21 protein-coding genes and 1 other RNA gene are annotated in these 24,266 nt (G+C 39.6%); 20 read left to right on the forward strand and 2 right to left on the reverse strand.

Annotation, left to right across the window (positions count from 1 at the left end; translation table 11 throughout):
• Positions 1-40: 40 nt before the first annotated feature.
• Positions 41-2,332: a transglycosylase domain-containing protein gene (locus FC65_RS01100; RefSeq protein ID WP_156408553.1), complete on the reverse strand. Its 2,292-nt coding sequence runs from the start codon at positions 2,330-2,332 to the stop codon at positions 41-43.
• A gap of 20 nt (positions 2,333-2,352) precedes the next feature.
• The gene (gene recU / locus FC65_RS01105; RefSeq protein ID WP_056971235.1) at positions 2,353-2,985 is read right to left on the reverse strand and encodes a Holliday junction resolvase RecU; all 633 of its coding nucleotides are present in this window, start codon (positions 2,983-2,985) and stop codon (positions 2,353-2,355) included.
• A gap of 225 nt (positions 2,986-3,210) precedes the next feature.
• Here recU and FC65_RS01110 point away from each other — a divergent pair, with 225 nt between their 5' ends.
• The 20 genes from FC65_RS01110 to FC65_RS01200 all read left to right on the forward strand — a co-directional run bounded on the left by FC65_RS01110 (position 3,211) and on the right by FC65_RS01200 (position 24,208).
• Positions 3,211-3,780: an SLOG family protein gene (locus tag FC65_RS01110; protein ID WP_056971236.1), complete on the forward strand. Its 570-nt coding sequence runs from the start codon at positions 3,211-3,213 to the stop codon at positions 3,778-3,780.
• Positions 3,781-3,920: 140 nt separating this feature from the next.
• Entirely contained in the window at positions 3,921-4,259 is a 339-nt protein-coding gene (gpsB, locus tag FC65_RS01115) for a cell division regulator GpsB (protein ID WP_010494256.1), read from the forward strand.
• Between the two features lie 12 nt (positions 4,260-4,271).
• Positions 4,272-4,648, forward strand: an RNA gene (gene rnpB, locus FC65_RS11425) — RNase P RNA component class B.
• A gap of 133 nt (positions 4,649-4,781) precedes the next feature.
• Complete coding sequence (locus FC65_RS01120) at positions 4,782-5,927, forward strand: THUMP domain-containing class I SAM-dependent RNA methyltransferase (protein ID WP_056971237.1); 1,146 nt, start codon at positions 4,782-4,784, stop codon at positions 5,925-5,927.
• A 30-nt stretch (positions 5,928-5,957) separates the two neighbouring features.
• Positions 5,958-6,347, forward strand: coding sequence for an EbsA family protein (locus tag FC65_RS01125; RefSeq protein WP_010494244.1), 390 nt, complete (start codon positions 5,958-5,960; stop codon positions 6,345-6,347).
• 44 nt (positions 6,348-6,391) lie between these two features.
• Positions 6,392-8,056: a formate--tetrahydrofolate ligase gene (locus FC65_RS01130; RefSeq protein ID WP_056971238.1), complete on the forward strand. Its 1,665-nt coding sequence runs from the start codon at positions 6,392-6,394 to the stop codon at positions 8,054-8,056.
• A gap of 108 nt (positions 8,057-8,164) precedes the next feature.
• Positions 8,165-8,608: a signal peptidase II gene (lspA, locus tag FC65_RS01135; protein ID WP_056971239.1), complete on the forward strand. Its 444-nt coding sequence runs from the start codon at positions 8,165-8,167 to the stop codon at positions 8,606-8,608.
• The gene (locus FC65_RS01140; protein ID WP_056971240.1) at positions 8,605-9,507 is read left to right on the forward strand and encodes an RluA family pseudouridine synthase; all 903 of its coding nucleotides are present in this window, start codon (positions 8,605-8,607) and stop codon (positions 9,505-9,507) included. Before lspA ends, FC65_RS01140 begins: the two co-directional genes overlap by 4 nt.
• Positions 9,508-9,717: 210 nt before the next feature.
• A complete protein-coding gene (pyrR, locus tag FC65_RS01145) occupies positions 9,718-10,242 on the forward strand; it encodes a bifunctional pyr operon transcriptional regulator/uracil phosphoribosyltransferase PyrR (protein ID WP_010494231.1) in 525 nt (174 codons plus the stop codon).
• 275 nt (positions 10,243-10,517) lie between these two features.
• Complete coding sequence (locus FC65_RS01150; RefSeq protein WP_056971241.1) at positions 10,518-11,807, forward strand: solute carrier family 23 protein; 1,290 nt, start codon at positions 10,518-10,520, stop codon at positions 11,805-11,807.
• A 78-nt stretch (positions 11,808-11,885) separates the two neighbouring features.
• Positions 11,886-12,836, forward strand: coding sequence for an aspartate carbamoyltransferase catalytic subunit (locus FC65_RS01155; RefSeq protein WP_056971242.1), 951 nt, complete (start codon positions 11,886-11,888; stop codon positions 12,834-12,836).
• A 4-nt stretch (positions 12,837-12,840) separates the two neighbouring features.
• Positions 12,841-14,109 carry a dihydroorotase gene (locus tag FC65_RS01160; protein WP_056971243.1) on the forward strand — a complete coding sequence of 423 codons (1,269 nt, stop codon included), beginning with the start codon at positions 12,841-12,843 and terminating at the stop codon, positions 14,107-14,109.
• Between the two features lie 32 nt (positions 14,110-14,141).
• Positions 14,142-15,233 carry a carbamoyl phosphate synthase small subunit gene (locus tag FC65_RS01165; protein ID WP_056971244.1) on the forward strand — a complete coding sequence of 364 codons (1,092 nt, stop codon included), beginning with the start codon at positions 14,142-14,144 and terminating at the stop codon, positions 15,231-15,233.
• Positions 15,217-18,405, forward strand: a complete 3,189-nt coding sequence (carB, locus tag FC65_RS01170; protein ID WP_056971245.1) for a carbamoyl-phosphate synthase large subunit — start codon at positions 15,217-15,219, stop codon at positions 18,403-18,405. The genes FC65_RS01165 and carB overlap by 17 nt, the downstream gene beginning before the upstream one ends.
• Before the next feature lie 51 nt (positions 18,406-18,456).
• Positions 18,457-19,401, forward strand: coding sequence for a dihydroorotate dehydrogenase (locus tag FC65_RS01175; RefSeq protein ID WP_056971246.1), 945 nt, complete (start codon positions 18,457-18,459; stop codon positions 19,399-19,401).
• Positions 19,391-20,098 carry an orotidine-5'-phosphate decarboxylase gene (pyrF, locus tag FC65_RS01180; protein WP_056971247.1) on the forward strand — a complete coding sequence of 236 codons (708 nt, stop codon included), beginning with the start codon at positions 19,391-19,393 and terminating at the stop codon, positions 20,096-20,098. The genes FC65_RS01175 and pyrF overlap by 11 nt, the downstream gene beginning before the upstream one ends.
• Positions 20,099-20,716 (forward strand): orotate phosphoribosyltransferase, encoded by a 618-nt coding sequence (pyrE, locus tag FC65_RS01185; protein ID WP_010494208.1) that lies wholly within the window; start codon positions 20,099-20,101, stop codon positions 20,714-20,716.
• Positions 20,717-21,249: 533 nt separating this feature from the next.
• Complete coding sequence (locus FC65_RS01190; RefSeq protein WP_010494206.1) at positions 21,250-22,215, forward strand: LysR family transcriptional regulator; 966 nt, start codon at positions 21,250-21,252, stop codon at positions 22,213-22,215.
• An 87-nt stretch (positions 22,216-22,302) separates the two neighbouring features.
• A complete protein-coding gene (locus FC65_RS01195; protein ID WP_010494203.1) occupies positions 22,303-23,226 on the forward strand; it encodes a manganese-dependent inorganic pyrophosphatase in 924 nt (307 codons plus the stop codon).
• A 217-nt stretch (positions 23,227-23,443) separates the two neighbouring features.
• On the forward strand, positions 23,444-24,208 hold the full coding sequence (locus FC65_RS01200) for a DeoR/GlpR family DNA-binding transcription regulator (protein WP_056971248.1): 765 nt from the start codon (positions 23,444-23,446) through the stop codon (positions 24,206-24,208).
• Positions 24,209-24,266 lie beyond the last annotated feature (58 nt).

Here is a 24,266-nt window from a genome sequence, read left to right on the forward strand (position 1 = left end):
GACCATCAACACTATTTGACAAAGTCCCATTTGTTTTAAGCTATTGGTTGATCTTTTGGCGAGACTTCTTCATCTTTGAGGTTGCAGGCTGGCTGCTGCTTTGAGTGCTAGTGCTCGAAGATGAAGACTCAGAGCCTTCGGATGAAGAAGGCTGTTCCTCACTACTTGAGCTTGATTCTTCTGAGCTGTTTGAGCTGCTTTGTTCTGAAGAACTTGAACTTGAAGATGAACTGCTTTCCTCAGAAGAAGTAGATTTGCTTGAGCTGCTGCTATCCTCACTGTCTTCTTTGACAATGTCTTGATCAGGTGAACCTGCCAGATAAAGTTCACGGACACCGTTGACTTCTTTAGTTAAAACATTACTCGGTCGTGACCAATCTGAATTGGTTTTTCCCTGAGAAATGTAAGACATGATAGCCTTATAAACTAACTGGGATATTCGTTCAGAAGCTGTATCCAGGTAGTTGTTATCTTGATATGGATGGTCATAGCCGGTCCAGACTGAGACTGAGTAATTTTTAGTATATCCGTTGAACCATGAATCCATCGACACGTCGTCTGGAAACTTATCAGCAATATCATCTGGGTATGCATTTGTACCTGTCTTACCAGCCTGATACAGACCAGGAATCTGTGCGCGTGTACCAGAACCCATTGGAGAAGTGATAACACCCTTTAAGACATCAGTGATCATATAAGCAGTTGAAGACTGCATAACATGTTTACCTTTATTAGAATAATCGTTAACCTGGCCATCTGCAGTTTCGATGCGATTGATATAGGATGGCTTGTAATATGTCCCGCCGTTTGCAAATGCTGAATAAGCAGCCGCATTTTGCAAAGTTGAAGACGGCAAACCGATCCCATTTTGATATTCTAATTGTTTCTTATAATGAAAACCTAACTTACCAATAAAGTTTTGAGCTTTATTGATCCCCACAGCTGCTAAAGTCTTGATCGCAGGAACGTTTCTTGATTGCACTAAAGCCTCACGCAATGTCATTGTGCCCTTATATTGGTTGTCAAAATCATTCAACTGTGTGTTAGTGCCTGGATAAGTGTATTTTTCATCTTTTAGTGAATGATAAGTTGCCCAGTTCAAATATTCGAACGCAGGGGCATAGTCCATCAAAGGCTTAGCTGTCGAACCGTTAGTTCGAGCGGTTTGTACAGCACGGTTCAAACCATACGTAACATTGCCTGTTTTTCTTCCGCCCAACATCGCTACAACTTTGCCGTTATTTGGATTGATGATCGTTGAAGCAACCTGAACCTTATTATCAGGGAAATAGACGTAATTGTCGCCATTTGCAATATTATAGAGCCTCTTTTGGATCCGCATATCAATATTGGCATATATCTTCAGATTGGAAGCGTAAGGATCATATCCCTTTTTTTTGACCTCAGTAATAACTTGCTTAATATATGGATCAGCAATTTTGGCTTTTTCATTTTTTTGTTCATTTTGATGATAGGGAAGCAAACCGTCACTGATACTTTGACTTTGTGCAGCGTCATGCTGAGCTTGTGAGATCTTTTTATTATTTAACATAGCGTCTAAAACTTCATTTCGTCTTGCTAAGGCTAATTTAGGATTAGAGTATGGATTATATTGTGATGGAGCATTCGGGATACCTGCAATCAAAGCGGTTTGCGCCAAGTCTAGATTTTTGACTGATTTGCCGTAGTAGAATTTAGCGGCCGTTTGCATACCGTATGAGCTATAACCCATAAAAACCTTGTTAATGTAAAAAGTTAAAATTTGGTTTTTAGAATAGGTTTTATCCAATTTCCGTGCCAACCAAGCTTCCTGTGCTTTTCTTTTTAACGTTTGATCTGACTTCTTAGTTGAGAAAAATGATAATTTAATTAATTGCTGGTCTAAAGTACTACCACCTTGAAGGCCGGAAGATGAATGGAAAACGTTTGAAAAAGCGGCACCGATCGTTCGTTTAATATCAACTCCTTGATGTTTATAAAAACGCCGGTCTTCGATAGAGATCACGGCATCTTTTAATTGCTGCGGAACTTCGTTTTGCTTTAAAGCTTCAGCATTTTGCGAACCAAGGTCTAAGATCTTATGATCTGAGGAATCGTAAATCTTAGTAGCGCCCGGGTTTTTGAGATTGGACTCATTTAAAGCAGGGGCACTTCTAGCATAAGAAAAGAACAAAGTCGCGCCACCAGCAATGGCCACGACCAATAACAATACTAGGGACCAAAAAATCTTGGAAAAAACATGACTCTTTTTACGCGGATGTTTTGGTCGTTTATTTTTTTGTTCTTGTTCACGACGATCAACGCGTGAATATTTTGAATCTTGCTTACTCATGATGGACATAAACTCCTTTATTACGGCATTTTTAATTTATTGATCAACTGGTCAACGCCCTTGAGATAAGGAATTCGCGGGTTGATGTGATAATTGATCAAATAGCTTTCCTGTTTGATTTGCTCATATGGAATAGATTTTCTGCCCTTTTCTCGACCATCCCAATAGTGGAATAGTAAGTGTGAAGGCATTAAGTAGATCTCCTGCCGGACCACAAACTTGACGATCGTAAAACATATTCCCTGTTGTTTTTCACATGCTTTCATATGTTTGATTTGATGGTCATGGAAATTATTGAGCGGGAAAGATGAACGATTGCAAGTTTCTTTTGCTTCAAAGTCGATGTAATGCCCCCGATAGACGCCATTGTAATCTGTTGTGGAAGCTTGTTTAAAATAAGCTTCTTTGATCACAGCCGCACTTCTTTTAGGGTAGCAGACATCAACGATTTGAATTGGGATTGGTTTTTTGTGGATCACAGCTATTCCGGATTCCAAATAATATTTGTTACTGAGATTGATCTCTTGTTCAAGCGACATACCACGATTGCCATAGATGATATTGTCATGTGCAGGAGCAGTGTTAAAGCTTGATTTGTGATCTGCAGTAAATTGTTCCTGAAAGGGAACTCCATTTGGATAGTGTTTGATCATTTTTCTCACACTCCTATGCGCTTAATTATAACAACTCAATTTACTAATGGCAAAGTTTGAAAAAAACCTTTCAGCAGAATATACTAATTTAAAGACTAAAAGTATAAGAGTGTTCATATTAGAAGCAGTAGAACGGGTTTATGAAGTCGTGCTATGTAAAAATCGTTTAAACACCACATATTATAGTAGAATAGTTTAATTTGATAATTTTGAGAGGCGGAAAGTATGCGGTTATGGGTCACGGGTTATCGCAGCTATGAGTTGAATGTATTTAATGACAAGGACCCAAAAAAAGATGTGATCAAAGCGGTCTTAAAAAGTAACTTAAAAACAAGGGCCGATAATGGATTAAGCTGGATAATAACTGGAGGACAATTGGGAGTCGAACAGTGGGCAGTTGAAACAGCCCTAGAATTGAAAAAAGAATATGCAGATTTAAAAGTCGCTCTTATGCTGCCATTTGCCGATTTTGGTCAAAATTGGCAGGAAAATAAGCAGCAGTACTTGTTAAAACTAAAGCAGGCTGTTGATTTTTCTGCATCAGTCAGTAAACAACCGTATCGTTCGCCACAGCAATTGAAAAACTACCAAAAATTTATGTTGGGGCACACAGATGGCGCATTGCTGGTTTATGATCCGGATTACCCAGGCAAAAATAAATTCGACTATCAAGCAATTAAACGACAACAAGAAAAAAGTGAATATGCTACTGAATTATTGGACATGTTCGACTTGCAGGATGCAGCTGCAGAGTTGGCTGAACAGCAAAAAGAACGAAATGATGATGGTGAATGATCAGGGTCATTTGAATAGTTTGTTTTTAAAATTTCTGGGACAAAATTAGATGAATGTAAAAATAACTTGAAATTTCAGGAGTAACTGATATAATAGTATTGTTATAAGTTAAGTTCCTTTCTTGGATGGGGTGCAATGCAATGGAAAACATAAAACTAACGCCTAAAGATATTGTCAATAAGCATTTTAAGCCAAAGATGCGTGGTTATGATCCGGCAGATGTTGATGAATTCTTGGATGATGTTATTCAAGATTATGAGATGTATGCTAAGGAAAACCAACGTTTGCAGGCTGAAAATGATCGTTTGGTCAGTAAAGTTGATGAATTGACTAAACAGGTGGCAGTTGGTAAATCCGGACAAACATCGCGTCCTGCTTCTAATACGACAAACATGGATATTTTGAAACGTTTGTCCAACCTAGAGCGCCACGTGTTTGGTGCCCAACTTAACGATGATGATCAAAGCAATCAGTTTTAATAAAGAAGTGTAGTTTTCTGGTAATCGCGGTCTGCATTAAGCAGGCTGAGGAAAGTCCAAGCTTACACAAGCTGCGATGCTTGTAGTGTTCGTGCTTGCTGAAAAAATAAGGCAGGAGACCTGTTATTACAGGTTATGGCAGATAAAAGGGCTAAAATTTCGATCATGCCTGAGTAGTCTTGAAAAGTGCCACAGTGACGAAGCAAACAGGGAAACCTGTTTGATGGAACGCGGTAAACCCCACGAGTAGGTAACCCAAATTATGGTAGGGGCGCTTCATGACGGAAATGAACAAATCATGGGGGCGAGTGTTGATTCACTCGGAGATAGATGATTACCACCGATTTCGATTCCTGGATCGAATGACGTACGGAACGTGGCTTATAGAGGACTACATGACAGGGGTCGGGGTAATTTTTAATTATCCCGACTTTTTTAATAGTAAATTTTAGGAGTATGAAGCATTTTGTGTTGATTTTAACGGCTTACTTCTTTTTGAATGAATATGGAGGTTCTTTAATAATGGAAGAATACAATTTGATCGCAACCTGTGCTTCGGGGATCGAAGCATTAGTTGGTAATGAGTTGCGTCACTTAGGATATGAAACACAGATCGAAAACGGTCGAGCCAGGTTTAAGGGTACGTTTGAAGATATCTTTTGGACCAACATGTGGTTACGAACTGCAGATCGAATCAAAATCGTTTTGGCGGAATTTGAAGCTAAAACTTTTGATGATCTTTTTGAACAAACAAAGGCGATCACCTGGGATCAATTCTTACCAATGGATGCTGAATTCCCGGTAAATGCCAAATCACAAAAGTCAACCTTGCATCATGTACCAAGCATTCAGTCGATCGTTAAAAAAGCAGTCGTTAAACAAATGTCAGCTGCTTACCACCGGCGCACTAAATTTCCTGAAAGTGGGGCTAAGTTTCAAATCGAAGCAGTCCTGAATAAGGATCATGTGATGTTGTTACTAGATACAACAGGCGATAGTTTGTTTAAGCGCGGTTACCGGGTCGAAAAAGGAGCAGCACCATTAAAAGAAAACATGGCTGCGGCTTTGATATTATTAGCTCGCTGGTATCCAGAAATGACATTTGTTGATCCTGTCTGCGGTTCGGGTACTTTACCGATCGAAGCAGCATTGATCGGACGTAATATCGCTCCCGGGTCTTGGCGTAGTTTTGCCTGTGAGTCTTGGCCATTATTCCCCCAGGAGATTGCTGAAAAATTAAGAGTCAAAGCCAAAGCCGCTCAAAATAAAGAGCAGCAGTTAGACATTCATGGTTACGATATCGACGAACAGATGATTTCGATCTCACGGTTAAATGCTAACAAAGCAGGTGTCTTGCATGATATTGAATTTAAGCAACTGGCCGTTAAGGATTTTAAAACCACAGCTAAAAATGGCGTGATAGTAGCAAACCCGCCATATGGAGTACGACTGAGTGACCAAAAAGAAGCCGCAAAACTCTATCAGCAAATGGGCGAGTTATATCGTCCACTGAAAACTTGGAGTAAGTATATATTATCCAGTGATTTGAATTTTGAAAAAGAATATGGGCAAAAAGCCACTAAGCGACGTAAACTTTATAATGGAGCTTTGAGGACAGATCTTTTTCAATATTGGGGGAAAAAAGACAGAAGTATCACTACTGAATAGCAGTTTTAAAAGGCAAGGTGAATTCAAAGGATGGACAAGAAATATTGTTATCAACCTGATGTTGCGACAAGCGTGATTTGTTGGTCATTTACGTTTATGATTTTTTTGTTAAGCATGTTATTATGGTTAGAAATCACTGTACTGCAGCCATGGACTATTGTTACTTTTATTATCTTTATTGTAGTTTTTGCGTTGCAGGTTGGTTCTCGACAAATAAAGTTAGGACCAGACAGATTATTGCTTAATAAAGTGATCAAAACTAATAACGAAAGTATTTCTTACGCAGATATTTCGGCTGTTGCAACAGCAGGACACAGACTGCTGGTTAAAACTAAGCACAATGAATATGAATTATTAATGAAAAAAAGCAATGTTCAAGAAGTTGCCCAACTGCTCAGAAATAAGATTGCTGTAGTGTAACTGAGAAAGAAACTATCGTCATCAAAAAGTGGAGGCTGGTTGTAATGAAAGATATTGAGATCGCACAACAGGCTGAGTTATGGCCAATAAATAAGGTTGCTCAAGATGCGGGGATCCCTTTGGAAAAAATTGAACCATATGGACACTTCAAAGCTAAGATCGACCTGCCATTAAATGTTAAACGAGTGCCAAAGCGGTCAGGCAAGTTGATCTTGGTCACTGCTGTAAGTCCAACTCCAGCTGGTGAAGGTAAATCAACCATAACTATTGGCCTAGGAGATGCTTTGAAAGCTGCTGGTAAAAAAACAATGATCGCGTTGCGTGAACCATCAATGGGACCTGTAATGGGGGCCAAAGGAGGAGCTACTGGGGGAGGTTTTGCTCAAGTACTCCCGATGGAAGATATAAATTTGCATTTTACGGGAGATATGCATGCTTTAACTAGTGCTAATAATACCTTGGCAGCGTTGATAGATAACCACATTTACCAAGGAAATGAACTAAACATTGATCCACGACGTGTTGTCTGGAAGCGAGCTTTAGATATCAATGATCGAGCTTTAAGAAATATCGTGATCGGTCTTGGCGGTACTACTTCAGGGATCGTGCGCCAAGATGGTTTTGATATTACGGTGGCTTCAGAACTTATGGCAGTTTTGTGTTTGGCGACAGACATAGAGGATCTCAAAGAGCGGATCGCAAAGATCTTAGTCGGCTATACATATGACGGTCAGGCAGTTACAGTTGGGGACCTTCAAGTCCAAGGAGCGATCACAACTATTTTGAAAGATGCACTTAAACCAAATCTGGTCCAAACGCTTGAACATACACCGACTTTGGTCCATGGTGGACCGTTTGCTAATATTGCTCATGGTTGTAACAGTGTTTTGGCGACTAAAACGGCTTTGGAATTAGCTGATTACACGGTCACCGAAGCAGGTTTTGGTTCAGATCTGGGTGCAGAAAAATTTCTTGACATCAAGACTCCGGTTTTAGGGAAAACGCCTGATACTATAGTGATAGTGGCTACGGTACGTGCACTAAAAATGAATGGTGGACTCTCAAAAAATGAATTGAATGAAGAAAACATTGCAGCTTTAAAAGCAGGTTATAGTAATTTGGCTCGTCATATTCATTCTATGCAACGTTATGGTGTGCCAGTGGTGGTTGCGATCAACCGCTTTGTGACCGATACTGATCAAGAATTAGATTGTTTGCAAGAACTATGCCGTACGCAAGGAGTAGTTGCACAATTGGCTAATGTGTGGGAACAAGGGGGCGCAGGTGCACAAAAATTGGCACAGGCGGTTATTGCTAGTTGTGACGAGAAGAGTGAGTTTACGCCGTTATATTCACAGAAAATGACTTTGGCTGAAAAAATCACCACGATCGTTACTCAAATTTATGGCGGCAGTGATGTTGTTTATGCTCCAAAAGCCCGCAAGCAGTTAAAAGAGTTTGCAAAACACGGCTGGGATCAATTGCCGGTATGTATGGCAAAAACACAATATTCATTTAGTGATGACCCCAAGCTTTTAGGCGCACCTCAAGGTTTTTCGATCCATGTTCGTGAATTTGTGCCTAAATTGGGTGCAGGTTTTATCGTAGCCTTAACGGGGAACGTCTTAACAATGCCGGGTTTACCGGCTAAACCAGCTGCTGATCAAATAAATATCGATTATTTAGGGAAGATCTCAGGTCTCTTTTAGTCTGTGTTGGACATAAGGTTTTGTATAACCATTAGGGAGTGAGCAGGCAAATATTAGGTTGATATTTGTTTGTTTTAATTCATATTAGAAATAAAGGACGTCGATTTTATGCCGATTTATGTATTATTAGTTTTTGCTGTTGTCCTACTTGATCAGTCGGTCAAGTTTTTTGTACTAGGTCATATTCCCTTGAATCATAGTGAGGTTTTAGTTAATAATGTTTTTTCACTGGCTCATGTACGAAATTACGGAGCGGCGTGGAGTATGTTACAGGGCCAGCAATGGTTTTTTACACTGATTTCGATCATTGCGATCGTAGTAGTGATCTATTATTTCATTAAATTATGGAAGAACTGGGGTTACGCCTTAGGGTTAACATTGATCCTTGGCGGCACTATTGGTAATTTTGTTGATCGGTTACGTCTGGGTTATGTGATCGACATGTTTGAATTGGATTTCATTAACTTTCCGATTTTTAATGTTGCTGATTGTGCTTTAACTGTTGGGGTGATCATAATTTTGATCGTCATGTTAAGGGATGATTCGTTATGAAAAAGTTTAATGTTACAAAGCAAAAGGGTCGCTTAGACCAGGTTTTAAGTGCTGCTTTTCCGGAATTTTCACGTTCTATGATCAAGAAACTGTTACTCGATGGCAAGATTTTAGTTAATGGCCAACAGGAAAAACCGCGTTATCAGGTCAAAGATGGAGATCAAGTTACTATCAACGAACCTGAAGTTCACAAACTCGATTTAGTGGCACAAGATATTCCCTTAGATATCGTCTATGAAGATGATGATGTTTTAGTAGTCAATAAACCTGCAGGAATGGTTGTTCATCCTGCTCCTGGACACCCAGATCAAACTTTAGTCAATGCTTTGCTTTACCACTGTCCGTTGTCTAAGATCAATGGAACATTACGTCCCGGAATAGTTCACCGGATCGACCGGGATACGTCAGGGTTGTTAATGGTTGCTAAAAATGATCATGCTCACCATAGTTTGGCACAACAATTAAAGGATAAAACGACCAGTCGTTATTATATAGCTTTGGTTCATGGGATCATCAAAGAAGATCATGGGACTGTCAATGCCCCATTGGCACGAAGCCCTAAAGATCGTAAAAAGCAGGCTGTTGTTGCTGGAGGTCGTCGAGCAGTGACGCATTTTGAGGTATTACGAAGATATCAGAATTATACTTTGGTAAAATGTCGGTTAGAGACGGGAAGGACCCATCAAATCAGAGTTCATTTGAAATATATCGGGCATCCTGTCGCTGGTGATCCAGTATATGGCCCTAAAAAAACTTTAGCTGGTCCAGGACAATTTTTACATGCTGCAGAACTTGGATTTACTCATCCTGTAACCAAGAAAAGATTAGACTTTAAGGCACCTTTACCGAATTATTTTAAAAAAACTATCGATGACCTTGACAAGCAGAGCAGTAATTAGTAGAATAATTAACAGTTAAGTTCCTTTTAAAACTTAGTCCAGAGAGGCTAGTAAGGGCAGCATTGAAGAAAAGTTAGCAATGCCATTTTTTGGCAAGCTCGACTGTAACCTCAAAAGGCTGCGGTCGGGCTTTTTTAATAAGTTCTTAACTGCACAACTCAGATTTTGTTTTGTTTGGGCCAAAAATTTTAATTCAAAGGAGAACTTTCGATGTCAAAGCAAATTTTTGATGAAATTGCAATGAAAAGGGCACTGACCAGGATCACTTATGAAATTATCGAAAACAACAAGGGTGTCGATAATTTAGTTTTAGTGGGGATCAAGACGCGTGGGGTATTTTTAGCACGTCGCATTGCTCAGCGTTTGAAAGAACTTGAAAATTTTGAAGTTGGAGTAAATGAACTGGATATTTCACTTTATCGTGATGATATTAGCAGTCATCGCCCCGGCGCTGCTAAACAGGTTGCTGAATTCAAAAATGATGTGACCGATAAAAATGTTGTTTTAGTTGATGACGTTTTGTTCACGGGTAGGACTATTCGGGCAGCTCTTGATGCCATTATGGATCAAGGACGGCCACGAAAGATTAGGTTGGCAGTTTTAGTTGATCGGGGACACAGACAGTTACCGATCAGAGCAGATTTTGTCGGAAAAAATATTCCAACTTCTTGGGATGAAAAAGTAGCAGTCTATATGACAGAAGTCGATAATAAAGATGATATCGAGCTGATCTGATTTGTTGAAGCTGCTTTTTAAAAAATAATTATTATTGTAATGAACCATTTAAATGACTCCAGTGAGGGCACAACGGTTTGAGTTGCAGGTTGCAAGTAAGTCTACCAGACTAGTTATTTGCAGCAGTGTATTTGCCTAGGTCATTTAAACGATGACCTAGGCTTTTTTTGTGGAAATTTAACAAAAGCTGCTTTAGTTTTAGTGAATTCCACGCTCTAAAACAAATTTTGTTAATTTTCATAATTGTTTTTGATAATGAAGGGAAGAGATCACAAGTGTCAGATAATAATAACAATGAATTTCGTAATGAAGAGGCTATTTTGGATATCAAAGATAAACCGAAGTTTGGTCAATGGTTAGTCTTGTCGATCCAGCATCTTTTTACAATGTTTGGTGCCACCGTTTTAGTACCATTATTGATCGGCATTAATCCAAGTATTGCGTTATTTGCTTCAGGTGTTGGGACATTGGTTTACATATTATGTACAAAGGCCAAGATACCAGCCTACTTAGGCTCAAGCTTTGCTTTTGTTGTTACAATGCAGGCCTTGATGCATCAGTATGGTTATCCTGCAGTGGGCCAAGGTGCGATCGTTTCTGGCTTAGTATATGTAGTTGTGGCCTGGCTGATCTCCAAGTTTGGTTCGGCTTGGATGGATCAAGTTTTACCACCGGTAGTGGTCGGACCGATCATTATCGTTATTGGACTTTCCTTAGCAACCACCGCAGCCAATGATGCAATGCTAAATAATTCGCATTATGACATTAAGTTTTTTGGGGTTGCGATGTTTACCTTATTGATCACGATCATTTTTAATATGTTTCTCAAAGGGTTTTCCAGCATGATCCCCGTTTTATTAGGGATAATTTGCGGCTACTTATTGGCGTTGACAGTGGGTATCGTGGACCTTGAGCCTGTTAAAGCAGCCAAATGGTTCAGTTTGCCCGCATTTAATGTGATGTTTTTGAATTATGATTTTAAATTTTATCCAGCAGCCATCATCGGAATGGCACCGATCGCTTTTGTTACGATGACAGAACATATGGGACATATCATGGTTTTAAATAAACTGACCAAAAGGAACTTTCTAAAAGATCCTGGTTTGCACCGGACACTGCTAGGTGATGGATTATCTACGATCATTGCAGGTTTTGTTGGTGGTCCTCCAACAACATCATATGGTGAAAATATTGGGGTTTTGGCAATGTCCAAAGTTCATAGTGTTTGGGTACTGGGTGGAGCGGCTTTCTTCGCTGTTGTCTTTAGCTTTTGCGGTAAAGTTTCCGCGCTGATCCAGACCATACCTTGGCCGGTGATTGGCGGGATATCATTCCTTTTATTTGGGATGATCGCATCTAATGGCTTACGGATCCTAGTTGATTCGAAGGTAGACTATGAAAAAAAGCGGAATCTGATCATTACTTCTGTGATCTTAGTGATCGGGATCGGTGGAACATATCTCCAACTTGGTAATTTTCAACTAACCAGTATTGCACTTTCAACTGTTTTTGGGATCGTATTAAATCTGCTCTTACCCGCGAATGCTGCAAGTGAAGAAAATTAAACGATTTAAAAGTTAAGTAAGTAACTGTTAAATAATTGTTGTCCAATAAATTCCAAAAATGTAAGGAGATAATTCTATATGACACAATTGATGTCCCAAATATTATTACCACACTTTGTGACTGTTGAAGACTTGAATTCAAAACAAGTTTATAACCTACTTGAGCGTGCAGCGTATTTCAAAAATGGTGGGCGCAAAGAAAACTTCAAACGTCAAATCAACGTTGCAAATTTATTTTTTGAGAATTCTACCAGGACCAAGCTGAGTTTTACGATGGCAGAAAAAAAGCTGGGCTTAAATGTTTTTCCTTTCGCGGCGGAGACCAGCTCCGTTCAGAAAGGAGAGTCTTTGTACGATACCTTATTGACTATGTCCGCTATCGGAATTGATTTAGCAGTGATCAGGCATCCGCAAAATAATTATTATCAGCACATACTTGAACAGCCTGGCTCGAAACTAAATATTGGTCTGCTTAATGCCGGAGATGGCTCTGGTCAGCATCCTTCGCAGTGCTTGTTGGATTTAATGACAATTCATGAGGAATTTGGTCATTTTAACAAACTTAAGATCGCGATCGTAGGTGATTTGAAAAATTCACGCGTGGCGCGTAGCAACATGCAATTATTAAAAAAGTTAGGTGCCGACATTTATTTTTCTGGTCCTAGCGAATGGTTTACGTCTGAGTTTAATGAATATGGTCAATATTTGCCGCTTGATGAACTGATTCCTAAAATTGATGTTTTGATGCTCTTAAGAGTTCAACATGAAAGACATGAGGAAACGGAGGCCGAAAAAAATTTCAGTGAGATCAAATATCATCAGCAATTTGGTTTAACGGTCGCTCGTTACCAGAAAATGAAGTCAAGTGCGATCGTGATGCATCCTGGACCGATCAATCGCGGGGTCGAAATGGCATCTGAATTAGTTGAGGCTCCCCGCTCAAGATTTGTTAGGCAAATGACTAACGGTGTCTATATGCGCATGGCAATGCTTGAAGCTGTGATCAATGGCAGACATATCGGAGGTTGAGGCAATGGAAAAAATCGTTATTAAGAATGGAACAGTGTTGGTTGATGAACGTTTTCTTAGGACGGATGTTCTAGTAGAAAATGGCCGGATCACTGCGATAGGACAAGACCTTTCAGGACAAAAAGAAATCGATGCCGCAAATATGATAGTAGTTCCAGGACTAATTGATGCACATGTTCATTTAAGAGAACCGGGGCAAACTGCTAAAGAGGATATTGCCTCAGGAACTAGAGCAGCAGCACATGGCGGTTATACCACAGTTTGTGCGATGGCTAATGTTTCACCAGTCCCTAATTGTGCCGCGGAAATGAAAAAAATGTGCCTTTTAAATGCACAACATGGTCAAGTCAGGGTTTTACAGTATGCGCCTGTAACTGAAAATTTAATTGGTGAGCGTTTGACCGATTTTAGTGAATTACAAAAAGCCGGTGCCTTCGCGGTAAGTAACGATGGACATGGGATCCAATCTAGTTTGACGACATATCAGGCTTTTAAAAAGGCTACTGCTGCTCACATGATGATCGCTGTCCATGCACAAGATGATGAGCTTTTTGACCATGGCGTGATCAACCAAGGTCCAAGTGCACGAGCATTAAACTTGCGGGGGATCCCAGCGGTCAGTGAGACTTCTCAGGTGGCAAGGGATCTGGCTTTAGCTCAGCAAACTGGGGCCCATTATCATGTTTGCCACGTGTCAACTAAAGAAACAGTGGAATTGATCCGTGCGGCAAAGTCACAGGGAGTTAATGTAACTTGTGAGGTAACACCGCATCACTTGTTATTAAGTGAAGAGGATATCTTAAGCGACGATTCAAATTACAAAATGAATCCTCCTTTACGGTCCAAGGAAGATCAACAGGCGTTGATCGCAGGCTTGTTAGATGGGACGATCGATATTATCGCCACTGACCATGCGCCTCACACTAAAAAAGATAAAGCTGGCGGATTTGCCCAAGCCGCTTTTGGGATCACTGGCAGTGAGACGGCTTTTTCCATGCTCTATACTAAATTAGTGAAAACAAGGCGGTTGACTTTAGAAAAATTGGTACACGCCATGAGTATCACGCCAGCAGACATTTTAAAGATCGATGATGCTGGGAAGATCCTTCCGGGTATGCGAGCTGATTTGGCAATTTTTGATTTGCAAAAAAAGCATGAGTTAATAACGGATAATTTCCTTTCCAAGGCTGTCAATAGTCCTTTTGCAGGGCAAAGTGTGTGGGGTGAAACGGTGTCCACATTGGTCAAAGGAAAAATTATCTATCAACGGTAAGCAAAAAATATGTGAGAAGGGTGAAAGGCAAAATGAAACGTTATTTAGTTTTAGAAGATGGCACGGTCTACCAGGGACAAGCATTTGGAGCAGCACGAGTTTCTGTAGGCGAGTTGGTTTTTACAACTGGTATGACAGGTTACCAAGAAGCGATCACGGATGATTCATATGCTGGACAATTGCTGGTATTTACTAATCCCTTATTAGGAAATTATGGCGTTTCTTTGGTGGATAGTGAGGATTTGAATTCATCATGTGCGGGAGTTGTTTGTCGTCAGCTGGCTCGAGTAGTTGATAGTTGGCGTTCGAGTGAAACCTTGGATCATTTTATGCAACGCCAAGGAATTCCAGGCATCAGCGGGATAGACACTCGTGCATTGACAAAGAAATTGAGAAATGCAGGTACGATGCAAGCTGAATTAGTAGATGAATTACCACCAACAGCGAACGTAGTAGATAATTTAGTTCGCTCTGAAAAAAAAGAGCTGCTGTTTCGTGATAATCAAATAGCACCGTTCATGATCCCGGGAAGTGGGTTTAACGTCGTCTTAGTTGATTTTGGTGCTAAGCAGAGTATTTTACGAGAATTGATCAAAAGACACTGTAATATCGTTGTTGTCCCCGAAACAGCAACTGCTGAGGAAATTTTGCGCTTTGAACCGGATGGGGTTTTGCTTTCAAATGGCCCTGGCGATCCGCAAGATCATCCAAATGCGATCAAGATGATCCAAGAGATACAGTCAAAGACCGTCATTTTTGGGATATGTCTAGGACACCAATTATTTTCACTGGCAAATGGTGCCAAAACATACAAAATGAAGTTTGGACATCGTGGTTTTAATCATCCTGTGATAGAGATAGCGAGTCAAAGATCGATGTTTACCTCACAGAATCATGGCTATGCGGTTGCTGCAGATTCGATCGACCATTCAGTCCTAACGGAAACTTACGTTGAATTAAACGACCAAACGGTTGAAGGATTGCGACATAAAAAGTATCCTGCAGCTTCAGTTCAATTTCATCCAGATGCAAGTCCCGGTCCACATGATGCTATAGATGTTTTTGATGATTTTATTGCAATGATCACATCGCAACAGGAGGAAAAAATTGCCAAAAAGAAATGATATCTCTAAAATTCTAGTTCTTGGTTCTGGTCCGATAGTAATTGGTCAAGCTGCCGAATTTGACTATTCGGGGACTCAAGCATGTTTGGCTTTGCGAGAGGAAGGATATCAAGTAGTTTTAGTTAACTCTAATCCCGCAACTATTATGACTGACCATGAAATTGCTGATCAAGTTTATCTTGAACCTTTGACTGTAGAAACAGTTACCAAGATAATCAGACAGGAAGCTCCAGATGCTTTGTTGCCGACATTAGGAGGACAAGTAGCGCTGAATTTGGCCGTTTCGTTATTTGAACAAGGTATTTTGCAAGAAATGAATGTTGAATTGTTAGGTACAGGGCTTTCTTCCATTGAGCAAGCAGAAGATCGTGAAAAATTCAAACAACTAATGCAAGACTTGGGTGAACCAGTTCCAGCTTCCAAAACAGTGCAGCACGTCAATGAAGCTCTGGATTTTGCGAATGAAGTCGGTTATCCAGTGATCGTCCGGCCCGCGTTTACTATGGGAGGAACTGGAGGCGGGATCTGCCATGATCAAACTGAGTTATCAGAAATAGTAGCCAATGGTTTAAAATTATCGCCTAGCAGTCAGTGTTTGATAGAACAGTCGATCGCTGGTTTTCGCGAAATCGAATTTGAGGTAATGCGCGATGCAGCTGACAATGCATTAGTCGTTTGTTCGATGGAAAATTTTGACCCAGTGGGTGTTCATACGGGTGATTCGATTGTTTTTGCTCCCACACAAACGCTTAGTGATAGCGAATATCAGATGTTAAGAGACTGTGCCCTAAAATTGATTCGTGCTTTACGTATCGAAGGCGGCTGTAACGTGCAATTAGCTCTTTCGCCACAGAGTATGCAATATTATGTCATTGAAGTTAATCCCCGAGTCTCACGTTCATCGGCATTAGCTTCCAAAGCAACGGGTTATCCGATTGCTAAAATGGCTGCAAAAATCGCCGTTGGATTAAACTTGACGGAGATCAAGAACCCGGTTACTAAAACTACTTATGCTGAGTTTGAGCCAGCCTTAGATTACGTTGTTGCTAAAATACCGCGTTGGCCATTTGATAAATTTACTCAGGCTGATCATTCGATCGGTACTCAAATGAAGGCAACTGGCGAAGTGATGGCAATCGGCAGAAATTTGGAAGAAGCTTTATCAAAAGCAGTTCAGTCTTTGGAAATCGAGCCGCAAGATCTGTATTGGCCCAAAATCAGCCAGATAGATGATGAAGTGCTGGCTAAATTCTTAGTACATGCTACGGATGAGAGATTGTTTTATATCGCCGAAGCTTTGCGCAGAAATTGGTCGTTAGCTGATGTTGCAGCTTTTACTAAAATAAATAAATACTTCCTAGATGTTGTGCTACATTTGATCGAACTTGAAAAAAAAGGTAAGCAGCGGGCTTTTGACGCCGATTACTTGAAAGAAGCAAAATACTATGGGCTTAGTGATATGACTATAGCTCGTTTATGGCAAAGTGATCAGCAAACAGTGAGAGAATTTCGTTTGGAAAAACAAGTTTTACCTGCTTATAAGATGGTCGATACTTGTGCAGCTGAATTTTCTTCAGATACACCATATTTTTATAGTACGTATGGCGAAGAAAATGAAAGTCGAAAAACTAAAAAACAGTCGGTTTTAGTCATTGGTTCGGGGCCGATCAGGATCGGACAAGGAGTCGAATTTGATTATGCAACGGTCCATTGTGTAAAAGCATTGCGAAAAGCGGGTTATGAGGCAATTGTTATGAACTCGAATCCAGAAACAGTCTCAACTGATTTTTCCGTGTCTGATAAACTTTATTTTGAACCCTTAAATTTAGAAAAAGTTTTGGATGTCTTTGAACTCGAACAGCCATTAGGAGTCATCTTACAGTTTGGAGGGCAAACCGCGATCAATTTGGCTGAGCCGCTTGCCACTAATGGTGTAAAGATATTGGGGACTAGTTTAGCATCTTTAAATCAGGCTGAAGACCGTGACGAGTTCGATCAGTTGATTAAAAAACTACAACTAAATCAACCTCGAGGTAAGATCGCTTATTCGAAAGGCGAAGCAGTAACTGGTGCGTCAGAGATCGGTTATCCAGTGTTGGTTCGCCCCAGCTATGTACTGGGCGGACGTGCAATGCAGATAGTTACCACTGAAGAAGGGTTGTTAAAGTATTTAAAAGAAAATACTTCTCTAGTTGGTCAGCATCCAATATTGATCGATCAATATTTAGAGGGACGAGAATGTGAAGTTGACGCATTATGCGATGGTTCTGCAGTATTATTGCCGGGAATTATGGAACATATCGAACGTGCGGGTGTGCATTCAGGTGATTCGATGGCCGTTTATCCCCCGCAACATCTGAGTGCCAATGTCAAGCAGCAGATCGTTGATATCACACAAAAATTGGCCCGTGAATTAAAGTGTATCGGTATTATGAATGTCCAGTTTATCGTTGTGCGAGAAAAAGTCTACGTTCTAGAAGTTAATCCGCGGGCAAGCCGTACAGTTCCATTCTTAAGTAAAGTTACGGGCTTAGAAATGGCGCAGATCGCGACGCGAAGTATTTTGGGAGAGTCCCTGAAGAAACAAGGTTTGCAGACAGGATTACAAGCAGAACCACTGACCAAGTATGTAAAAGCACCGGTTTTTTCATTTAATAAATTAAATGATAGTGATAGTTTGCTTGGCCCGGAAATGAAGTCTACGGGTGAAGTGATGGGAAGTGATACCCAGTATGCCAATGCTTTGCTAAAAGCTTTTGTCGGTGCAGGACTATTGTTGCCTCCGAATGGGAATGTTTTATTAACGGTTAGCGATGAAGATAAACAAGAAGTTGTTAGTCTCGCTCGTCGTTTTGCTAGGATTGGATATCGAATTTATGCAACATCCGGAACTGCAGACCTTTTAAGACAAACCGGTACTTATCCAATGGAAATTGCCAAGATCAAGGAAGAGCCCGAGCAAAAGAAAGATGGAATTTTGGAAGTGATCTCAGCTGGAAAAGTTGATTTGGTAGTCAATACTATGGGTGAGGATGTAGCTAAGAATTCAGATGGTTTTTTGATCAGGAAAACTGCCTTGGCACACAATGTGCTTTTATTAACATCTTTGGATACAGTCCAAGCCTTGCTTGTTGCTTTAGAAGGACAGTATTTAACCACGGCTCCTTTATAAAAGTAAAATTAGAGTTAACGTTGCTAAGATGTGTTAAAAAAAGGAGAGCTTATGAGCACAAATCGGTTACAAGTAGAATTACCCGGGCTTTCTTTAAGAAATCCTATTATGCCGGCTAGTGGCAGCTTTGGTTTTGGGGATGTTAAGGCTGCTAGGTTAAACGATTTAAACAGATTAGGTGCAGTTGTTTTAAAGACGACAACCAAAATGGCAAAAAAAGGCAATCCTCAGCCACAGATCGTTTCTTTTAAAGAGGGGATCATGAATTCAGTCGGTTTGACAAATCCAGGAGTAGATAAAGTAGTTGAACATAAGTTACCGCAACTTCGAACACATTATCCGAATTTACCGATCATTGCCAGTTTAGCTGGTGCAAGTATTTCAGACTATTGTGTGGTGGCGGAGAAACTAGACAATTCTGAACTGGTTGACGCTTTAGAAGTAAATGTTTCTTGCCCTAATGTTGCTGCCGGCGGGATGCAGTTCGGTGTTGATCCCCTGGTCATTCAAAAGCTGACTAGTGAGATCAAAAAGAGGGTTGCAGTTCCTGTTTATGTTAAACTAACGCCAAATGTGACTGATATCATCGAGTGTGCTCAAGCTGCCAAGGACGGCGGGGCAGAGGGCTTGACAATGATCAATACTCTTTACGGTTTGAGGATCGACCCTCAAACTAGAAAACCAGTTCTAGGTAATAAATTTGGCGGTTGGTCTGGTCCAAGTTTAAAGCCCACAGCTATTCGGATGATTTGTCAGGTTGTCCATCAAGTTGATCTGCCTATCATTGGTGTTGGGGGTATTTCAAATGCACAAGATGTGATCGAAATGTACCTAGCAGGTGCAAGCGCAGTGCAGATCGGTAGTGCACAGTTTAATGATCCCGCAGCTTGTTGGCATATTCTAGACGAACTTGAACCTGAAATGGATCGGCTAAATATTGAATCACTGTCAAAATTAATAAATGAAGTAAAAGAGGGATTTCAAGATGAGAGATGATAGACCAATAATTGCACTGGATTTTCCAGACAAAGCCAGTGTAGATAACTTTTTAACACAATTTCCGAAAAAAGAAAAGTTGTTTGTGAAAATTGGGATGGAACTGTTTTATAGATGTGGTCCAGATCTGATCAAGGAAATGACTGCACGCGGCTATGATGTCTTTCTTGACTTGAAGTGTCATGATATTCCACATACGGTCGAAGCGGCAATGAAAAGTATTTCAAAGTTAAATGTTACTTTAACTACTATTCACGCAAGCGGTGGTCTTCAAATGATGAAGGCTGCAAAGAGTGGTTTAGTGCAAAGTTCTGCAAACACCAAAATTTTGGCCATCACTCAACTAACTTCAACTTCGGAAGAAATGCTGCATCAAGAGCAGCTTGTCAAAGCAAGTATGGAGCAAAGTGTGGAAAATTATGCCAAACTGGCAGCACAAGCTGGACTTGATGGTGTTGTCTGCTCTGCTTTCGAGGCTCACCAAATCAAAGAAGTTACTGGTCTAGATTTTTTGACTGTCACTCCTGGAATTCGCTTAGAAAATGATGCGTATGACGATCAAAAAAGGGTGGTTTCTCCTGGTCAAGCAGCGCAGTGTGGGGCATCTATGATAGTGGTCGGAAGAAGCATTACTCAGGCAAAAGATCCATATCAAACATACCGTGACATAAAAAAATCTTGGAAAGAAGGAATTTAATTGAGAAAAATTGCTGAAGCGCTACTTGACATTGAAGCTGTAAAGTTATCACCTGCAGCTCCATTTACATGGGCAAGTGGGATCAAAAGCCCCATTTATTGTGATAACCGACTAACCATCAGCTATCCTGCTATCAGAAAAGAAATCGCTAATGGGATAGCAGATCTGATCAGACAAAATTATCCGTCTGCGGAAGTGATCGCAGGAACAGCAACTGCTGGTATCCCACATGCTGCTTGGGTTGCAGATATACTTGAATTACCGTTGATTTACGTGCGTTCAAAGCCTAAGGATCATGGTAAAGGGAAACAAACAGAGGGTGTTTTACGAGAAAACCAAAAAGTTGTTTTGATCGATGATTTATTGTCGACTGGAGGCAGTGTACTCAAAGCAGCAACTGCCTTAGAAAATGAAAACGCGGTTGTTTTGGGTGTTGTAGGGATATTTAGTTATGAGCTGAGAGATCTGCAAGAAAATTTTGCGAAAAGAAATTTGACTTTCCATACGTTAACCAACTTTTCTGAACTTATCGAAGCAGCCCAACAAAAAAGTTCATTCACCCAGGCTGAAGTTGACTCGATGTTTGAATGGAAAAAATCACCCAAAAATTGGAAGTAACGGCATAATAAAATAAAAAGATATACCTGTTTTAAAGCTTTGTCTGACAGAGCTTTTTAAAACAGGTGTTTTTAGTAAGATATTTGAAATGTGAAAGTAATTGACTTTTTAGACCTGATTGCGAGACTTTAGATATTTCTTGATCCACGCCAGTCAACAATGAAACCGATATTTGCGAAAAAATCATTTAAAGTGTAAACTTATTGTATGTATCAGATTATCTTTATTTTTACTGGTTATTTCGTGCTAATAAAATGCCGACTCAGTTTTCAAGGATACATTTTTATTAATGTTAGGTTATTATTTTCTTGCTATACTTATAATCAAGGAATAGATATTTTTGCCAGATCAGCAAGGTAAAAATAAGATAATTGTGGGACAACCACTTTTACCTTAAAAACTACACAACCTTTATTTAAAAAAAGTAATTTTTCCGGAGATTTATGGTCTTGGTTTTAAATTAAGTGCGAGCGGGTGTTGTTTACGAAAAATGTTTTAGTTATGCGAGAGAAAACAAAAAGGGGGTCGTATTTATGAAAACACAGCATGAAAGTATTTTTTCATCTAAAACGTTAACTTATTTTCTTCAATTAGCGGAAACTATGAGTTATACTCAAGCTGCTCAAATTTTGGGTATTACCCAACCAGCACTGACTCAACAGATCAAAAAGCTCGAAAAAAATGTTGGGGCACCATTGTTTTACTCGGTTGGGAAAAAATTACATCTTTCTGATGCAGGCTATACAATGTTAGATGCAACTCACCAAATCTATGAAACTTTGAACAAGGCTACCGATGAAATTCAACAATCCACTAGTCCGGATATTGGTGAGATCAACATTGGGATTTTGGCTTCTATTGATACAGGTGTCTTTTTTGATTTTGTGTCTGATTTTTATCAAAGACATCAAAATATTAAATTAACTGTTTATTCTTTGACTCGTAAAGAGATCTGGGAAGGGTTGGAAAATAATCAATTAGATATAGCAATCATGTATCTTCCAGATGAAAATATTAAAAATTGGAAAACATATGAAGCAAAGAAAATATTTACAGAGAGTTTGGTATTCGTTCATCAAAGCGAAAAACTGAAGAAAAGAAGAAAAATCAAGTTAAGAGATACTTTGGCTTGTCCATGGGTCGGATATCCAACTGATTTCTATGTAAATACGCAATTGCGGGAAGCTTACAGAGATGATAACTTGGATTCACCTGAATTTGCGGCACGCTTTACCCAGCCAAACCAATTACTCAAATTTTCAAAGAAGACTGGAAATTATACTGCATTACCAGCGTCTTTCATCACAGCACATGAAAAAGAAACTGGCGGACTGTACACTGCAACGTTTGATCCGGTGATCAGTTTTGAAATGTCCTATGTTTATCGTAAGGGCAAGTCTGAAATTCCTCGGATCGCAAACTTTTTTAAAGAGTTTGAACAATATCTAGTTGAAAAAGACTACATTTCTCGCTTGACAGATTCTACTCTTGAGCAATAAGCTAAGTATATGAATATTTAATTACCCGGTGTTTTAGTTTGTAGTGAGACTAACAAGACTGGTCATTATAAGGAGATATGAATTAACATGAAAGAATTAGTTTTTGGACACAAAAATCCAGATACCGACGCTATCGTCGCTGCTAAAGCATATTCATTTTTGTTAAATCAGCTAGGATCGGATACTGAAGCTGTTGCTTTAGGCGAACCCAATGATGAAACAAAATTTGTACTTAATCATTTTTCAGAACCATATCCTCGTATTATTTCAGAAGCTGGTGCAGAGACGAAAGAAGTCGTATTGGTTGATCATAATGAAGCACAGCAGAGTGTAGACGACATTTCTGATTTAACAGTAACGCATGTGATCGACCATCACAGGATCGCTAACTTTGCAACAGCGGCTCCGCTATATTATCATGCAGAACCAGTTGGCTGTTGCAGTACGATCATCTTTAAGGAATTCAAACAACGGGGAGTTGAAATTCCGCAAAATTTAGCTGGTTTAATGTTATCTGCCATTATTTCAGACACATTATTATTCAAGTCACCAACAACAACTGATGTTGATGTTGCGGTTGGGAAAAAATTAGCCGAAATTGCTGGAGTTGATTATGAAGAGTATGGCTTAGCAATGCTGAAGGCTGGAACTAATTTGGCAACTAAAACTGCAGAGGAGTTAGTTACTTCTGATGCTAAATCCTTTGAAATGGGGGGCAAAACCGTTCGTGTGGATCAGGTAAATACAGTTGATCTTGCTGAGGTATTTGCGCGTGAAGATGAATTGCGTTCAGCTATTGAGGCTCAAAATAAAGATAATGGTTATGATCTTTTCTTATTAATGGTCACAAATATCTTAGATTCCAATACTCGCTTATTAGCGATTGGAGCAGGCCAGGATATTGTTGAAACTGCCTTTGGCCATGGCTTAGAGAACGATAAAATGGACCTTCCTGGCGTCGTTTCACGTAAAAAACAGGTTGTACCGCCGTTGGAAAAAGCTTTCGAATAAAAGATAAATAATATTCTTAAGAGAAAATAGTCTCCTAATATTTGTCAGTAATGGCAATTGGGAGTCTTTTTTTTGCATAGCATAATAATAAGTTACTTTAACTATGGCTTCAAAATCAAAATCAGAAACAAGTGAAAGGTAATCATTATAAATACTTTCAATTACGTATATAAAAACATATAATAAAGATTGAAAACATTATTTTGAGGTGATCAAGTTGAGTCAGGAAAAAAGAATTGAACTTATCAAACAATTATTGGAAGAGCGGCAGGAGCTATCAACTAAAGATATTATGAATGAATTTGGTATTTCACAGGACACAGCACGTAGGGATATTGTCCTTTTGAATAAACGAGGAGAGGTTCGTCGAACTCACGGAGGGATCTTGCCCCTTGATTTTGGCAGAAGTGTCCCTAATTATGAAAGTCGGTTAGCACATTTCACCAAGTCTAAAACCCAAATTGCACTTGAAGCTTTAAATTATTTTAAACCACACCATGTTTACTTTGTTGATTCCTCTACTATTTTATTAAAAACTTGTCAGAACCTAAATATTCCCTTAACAGTGGTCACTCACTCGTTAGACAATTGTATTGCTTTAGCACAAAATAATAAAGTTACTGTTAAAAGTTTGAGTGGGACTTTAGATCATGACAATCGTTTTTTCTATTCTCATTTAGCCATGGAAGAGCTACAAGATATTATGTTCGATACAGCTTTTATAGCTGCTTCTGGGATCGATGAAAATGGTGTTTATCTGTTAGATCAAGATGATGCTGAAATTGTTGGCATGGCGGCTAAGCGTGCGCGTAAGGTTATTTTGGTCGCAGAGCACCAGAAGTTTGTAAATAAATCGTATTACAGAATCTGTTCTTTAGACCAAATCTCATTATTCATTACTGATAAAATTCCAACCAAAGAACAGCGTGAATTATTTTCCCCAGAAACTGAGATCAAGATAGTAAACGGTGATAATAAATAACAATTATTTTGTAAATTTTTATAATTATGATAGCATTACCTGCTTCGTAGTTGGTATA

The sequence above is a fragment of the Ligilactobacillus acidipiscis DSM 15836 genome (assembly GCF_001435755.1).
GTDB classification, from domain to species: domain Bacteria; phylum Bacillota; class Bacilli; order Lactobacillales; family Lactobacillaceae; genus Ligilactobacillus; species Ligilactobacillus acidipiscis.

Excerpts from the sequence above, each read along its gene's own strand:
- gpsB (WP_010494256.1), top strand. The coding sequence starts at position 3,921 with ATGGAAAACATAAAACTAACGCCTAAAGATATTGTCAATAAGCATTTT.
- pyrF (WP_056971247.1), top strand. The coding sequence starts at position 19,391 with ATGAGAGATGATAGACCAATAATTGCACTGGATTTTCCAGACAAAGCC.
- FC65_RS01155 (WP_056971242.1), top strand. The coding sequence starts at position 11,886 with ATGACACAATTGATGTCCCAAATATTATTACCACACTTTGTGACTGTT.
- FC65_RS01165 (WP_056971244.1), top strand. The coding sequence starts at position 14,142 with ATGAAACGTTATTTAGTTTTAGAAGATGGCACGGTCTACCAGGGACAA.
- FC65_RS01195 (WP_010494203.1), top strand. The coding sequence starts at position 22,303 with ATGAAAGAATTAGTTTTTGGACACAAAAATCCAGATACCGACGCTATC.
- recU (WP_056971235.1), bottom strand. The coding sequence starts at position 2,985 with ATGATCAAACACTATCCAAATGGAGTTCCCTTTCAGGAACAATTTACT.
- FC65_RS01175 (WP_056971246.1), top strand. The coding sequence starts at position 18,457 with ATGAGCACAAATCGGTTACAAGTAGAATTACCCGGGCTTTCTTTAAGA.
- FC65_RS01130 (WP_056971238.1), top strand. The coding sequence starts at position 6,392 with ATGAAAGATATTGAGATCGCACAACAGGCTGAGTTATGGCCAATAAAT.
- FC65_RS01120 (WP_056971237.1), top strand. The coding sequence starts at position 4,782 with ATGGAAGAATACAATTTGATCGCAACCTGTGCTTCGGGGATCGAAGCA.
- FC65_RS01125 (WP_010494244.1), top strand. The coding sequence starts at position 5,958 with ATGGACAAGAAATATTGTTATCAACCTGATGTTGCGACAAGCGTGATT.
- FC65_RS01190 (WP_010494206.1), top strand. The coding sequence starts at position 21,250 with ATGAAAACACAGCATGAAAGTATTTTTTCATCTAAAACGTTAACTTAT.
- FC65_RS01100 (WP_156408553.1), bottom strand. The coding sequence starts at position 2,332 with ATGAGTAAGCAAGATTCAAAATATTCACGCGTTGATCGTCGTGAACAA.
- FC65_RS01140 (WP_056971240.1), top strand. The coding sequence starts at position 8,605 with ATGAAAAAGTTTAATGTTACAAAGCAAAAGGGTCGCTTAGACCAGGTT.
- pyrR (WP_010494231.1), top strand. The coding sequence starts at position 9,718 with ATGTCAAAGCAAATTTTTGATGAAATTGCAATGAAAAGGGCACTGACC.
- FC65_RS01160 (WP_056971243.1), top strand. The coding sequence starts at position 12,841 with ATGGAAAAAATCGTTATTAAGAATGGAACAGTGTTGGTTGATGAACGT.
- lspA (WP_056971239.1), top strand. The coding sequence starts at position 8,165 with ATGCCGATTTATGTATTATTAGTTTTTGCTGTTGTCCTACTTGATCAG.
- FC65_RS01110 (WP_056971236.1), top strand. The coding sequence starts at position 3,211 with ATGCGGTTATGGGTCACGGGTTATCGCAGCTATGAGTTGAATGTATTT.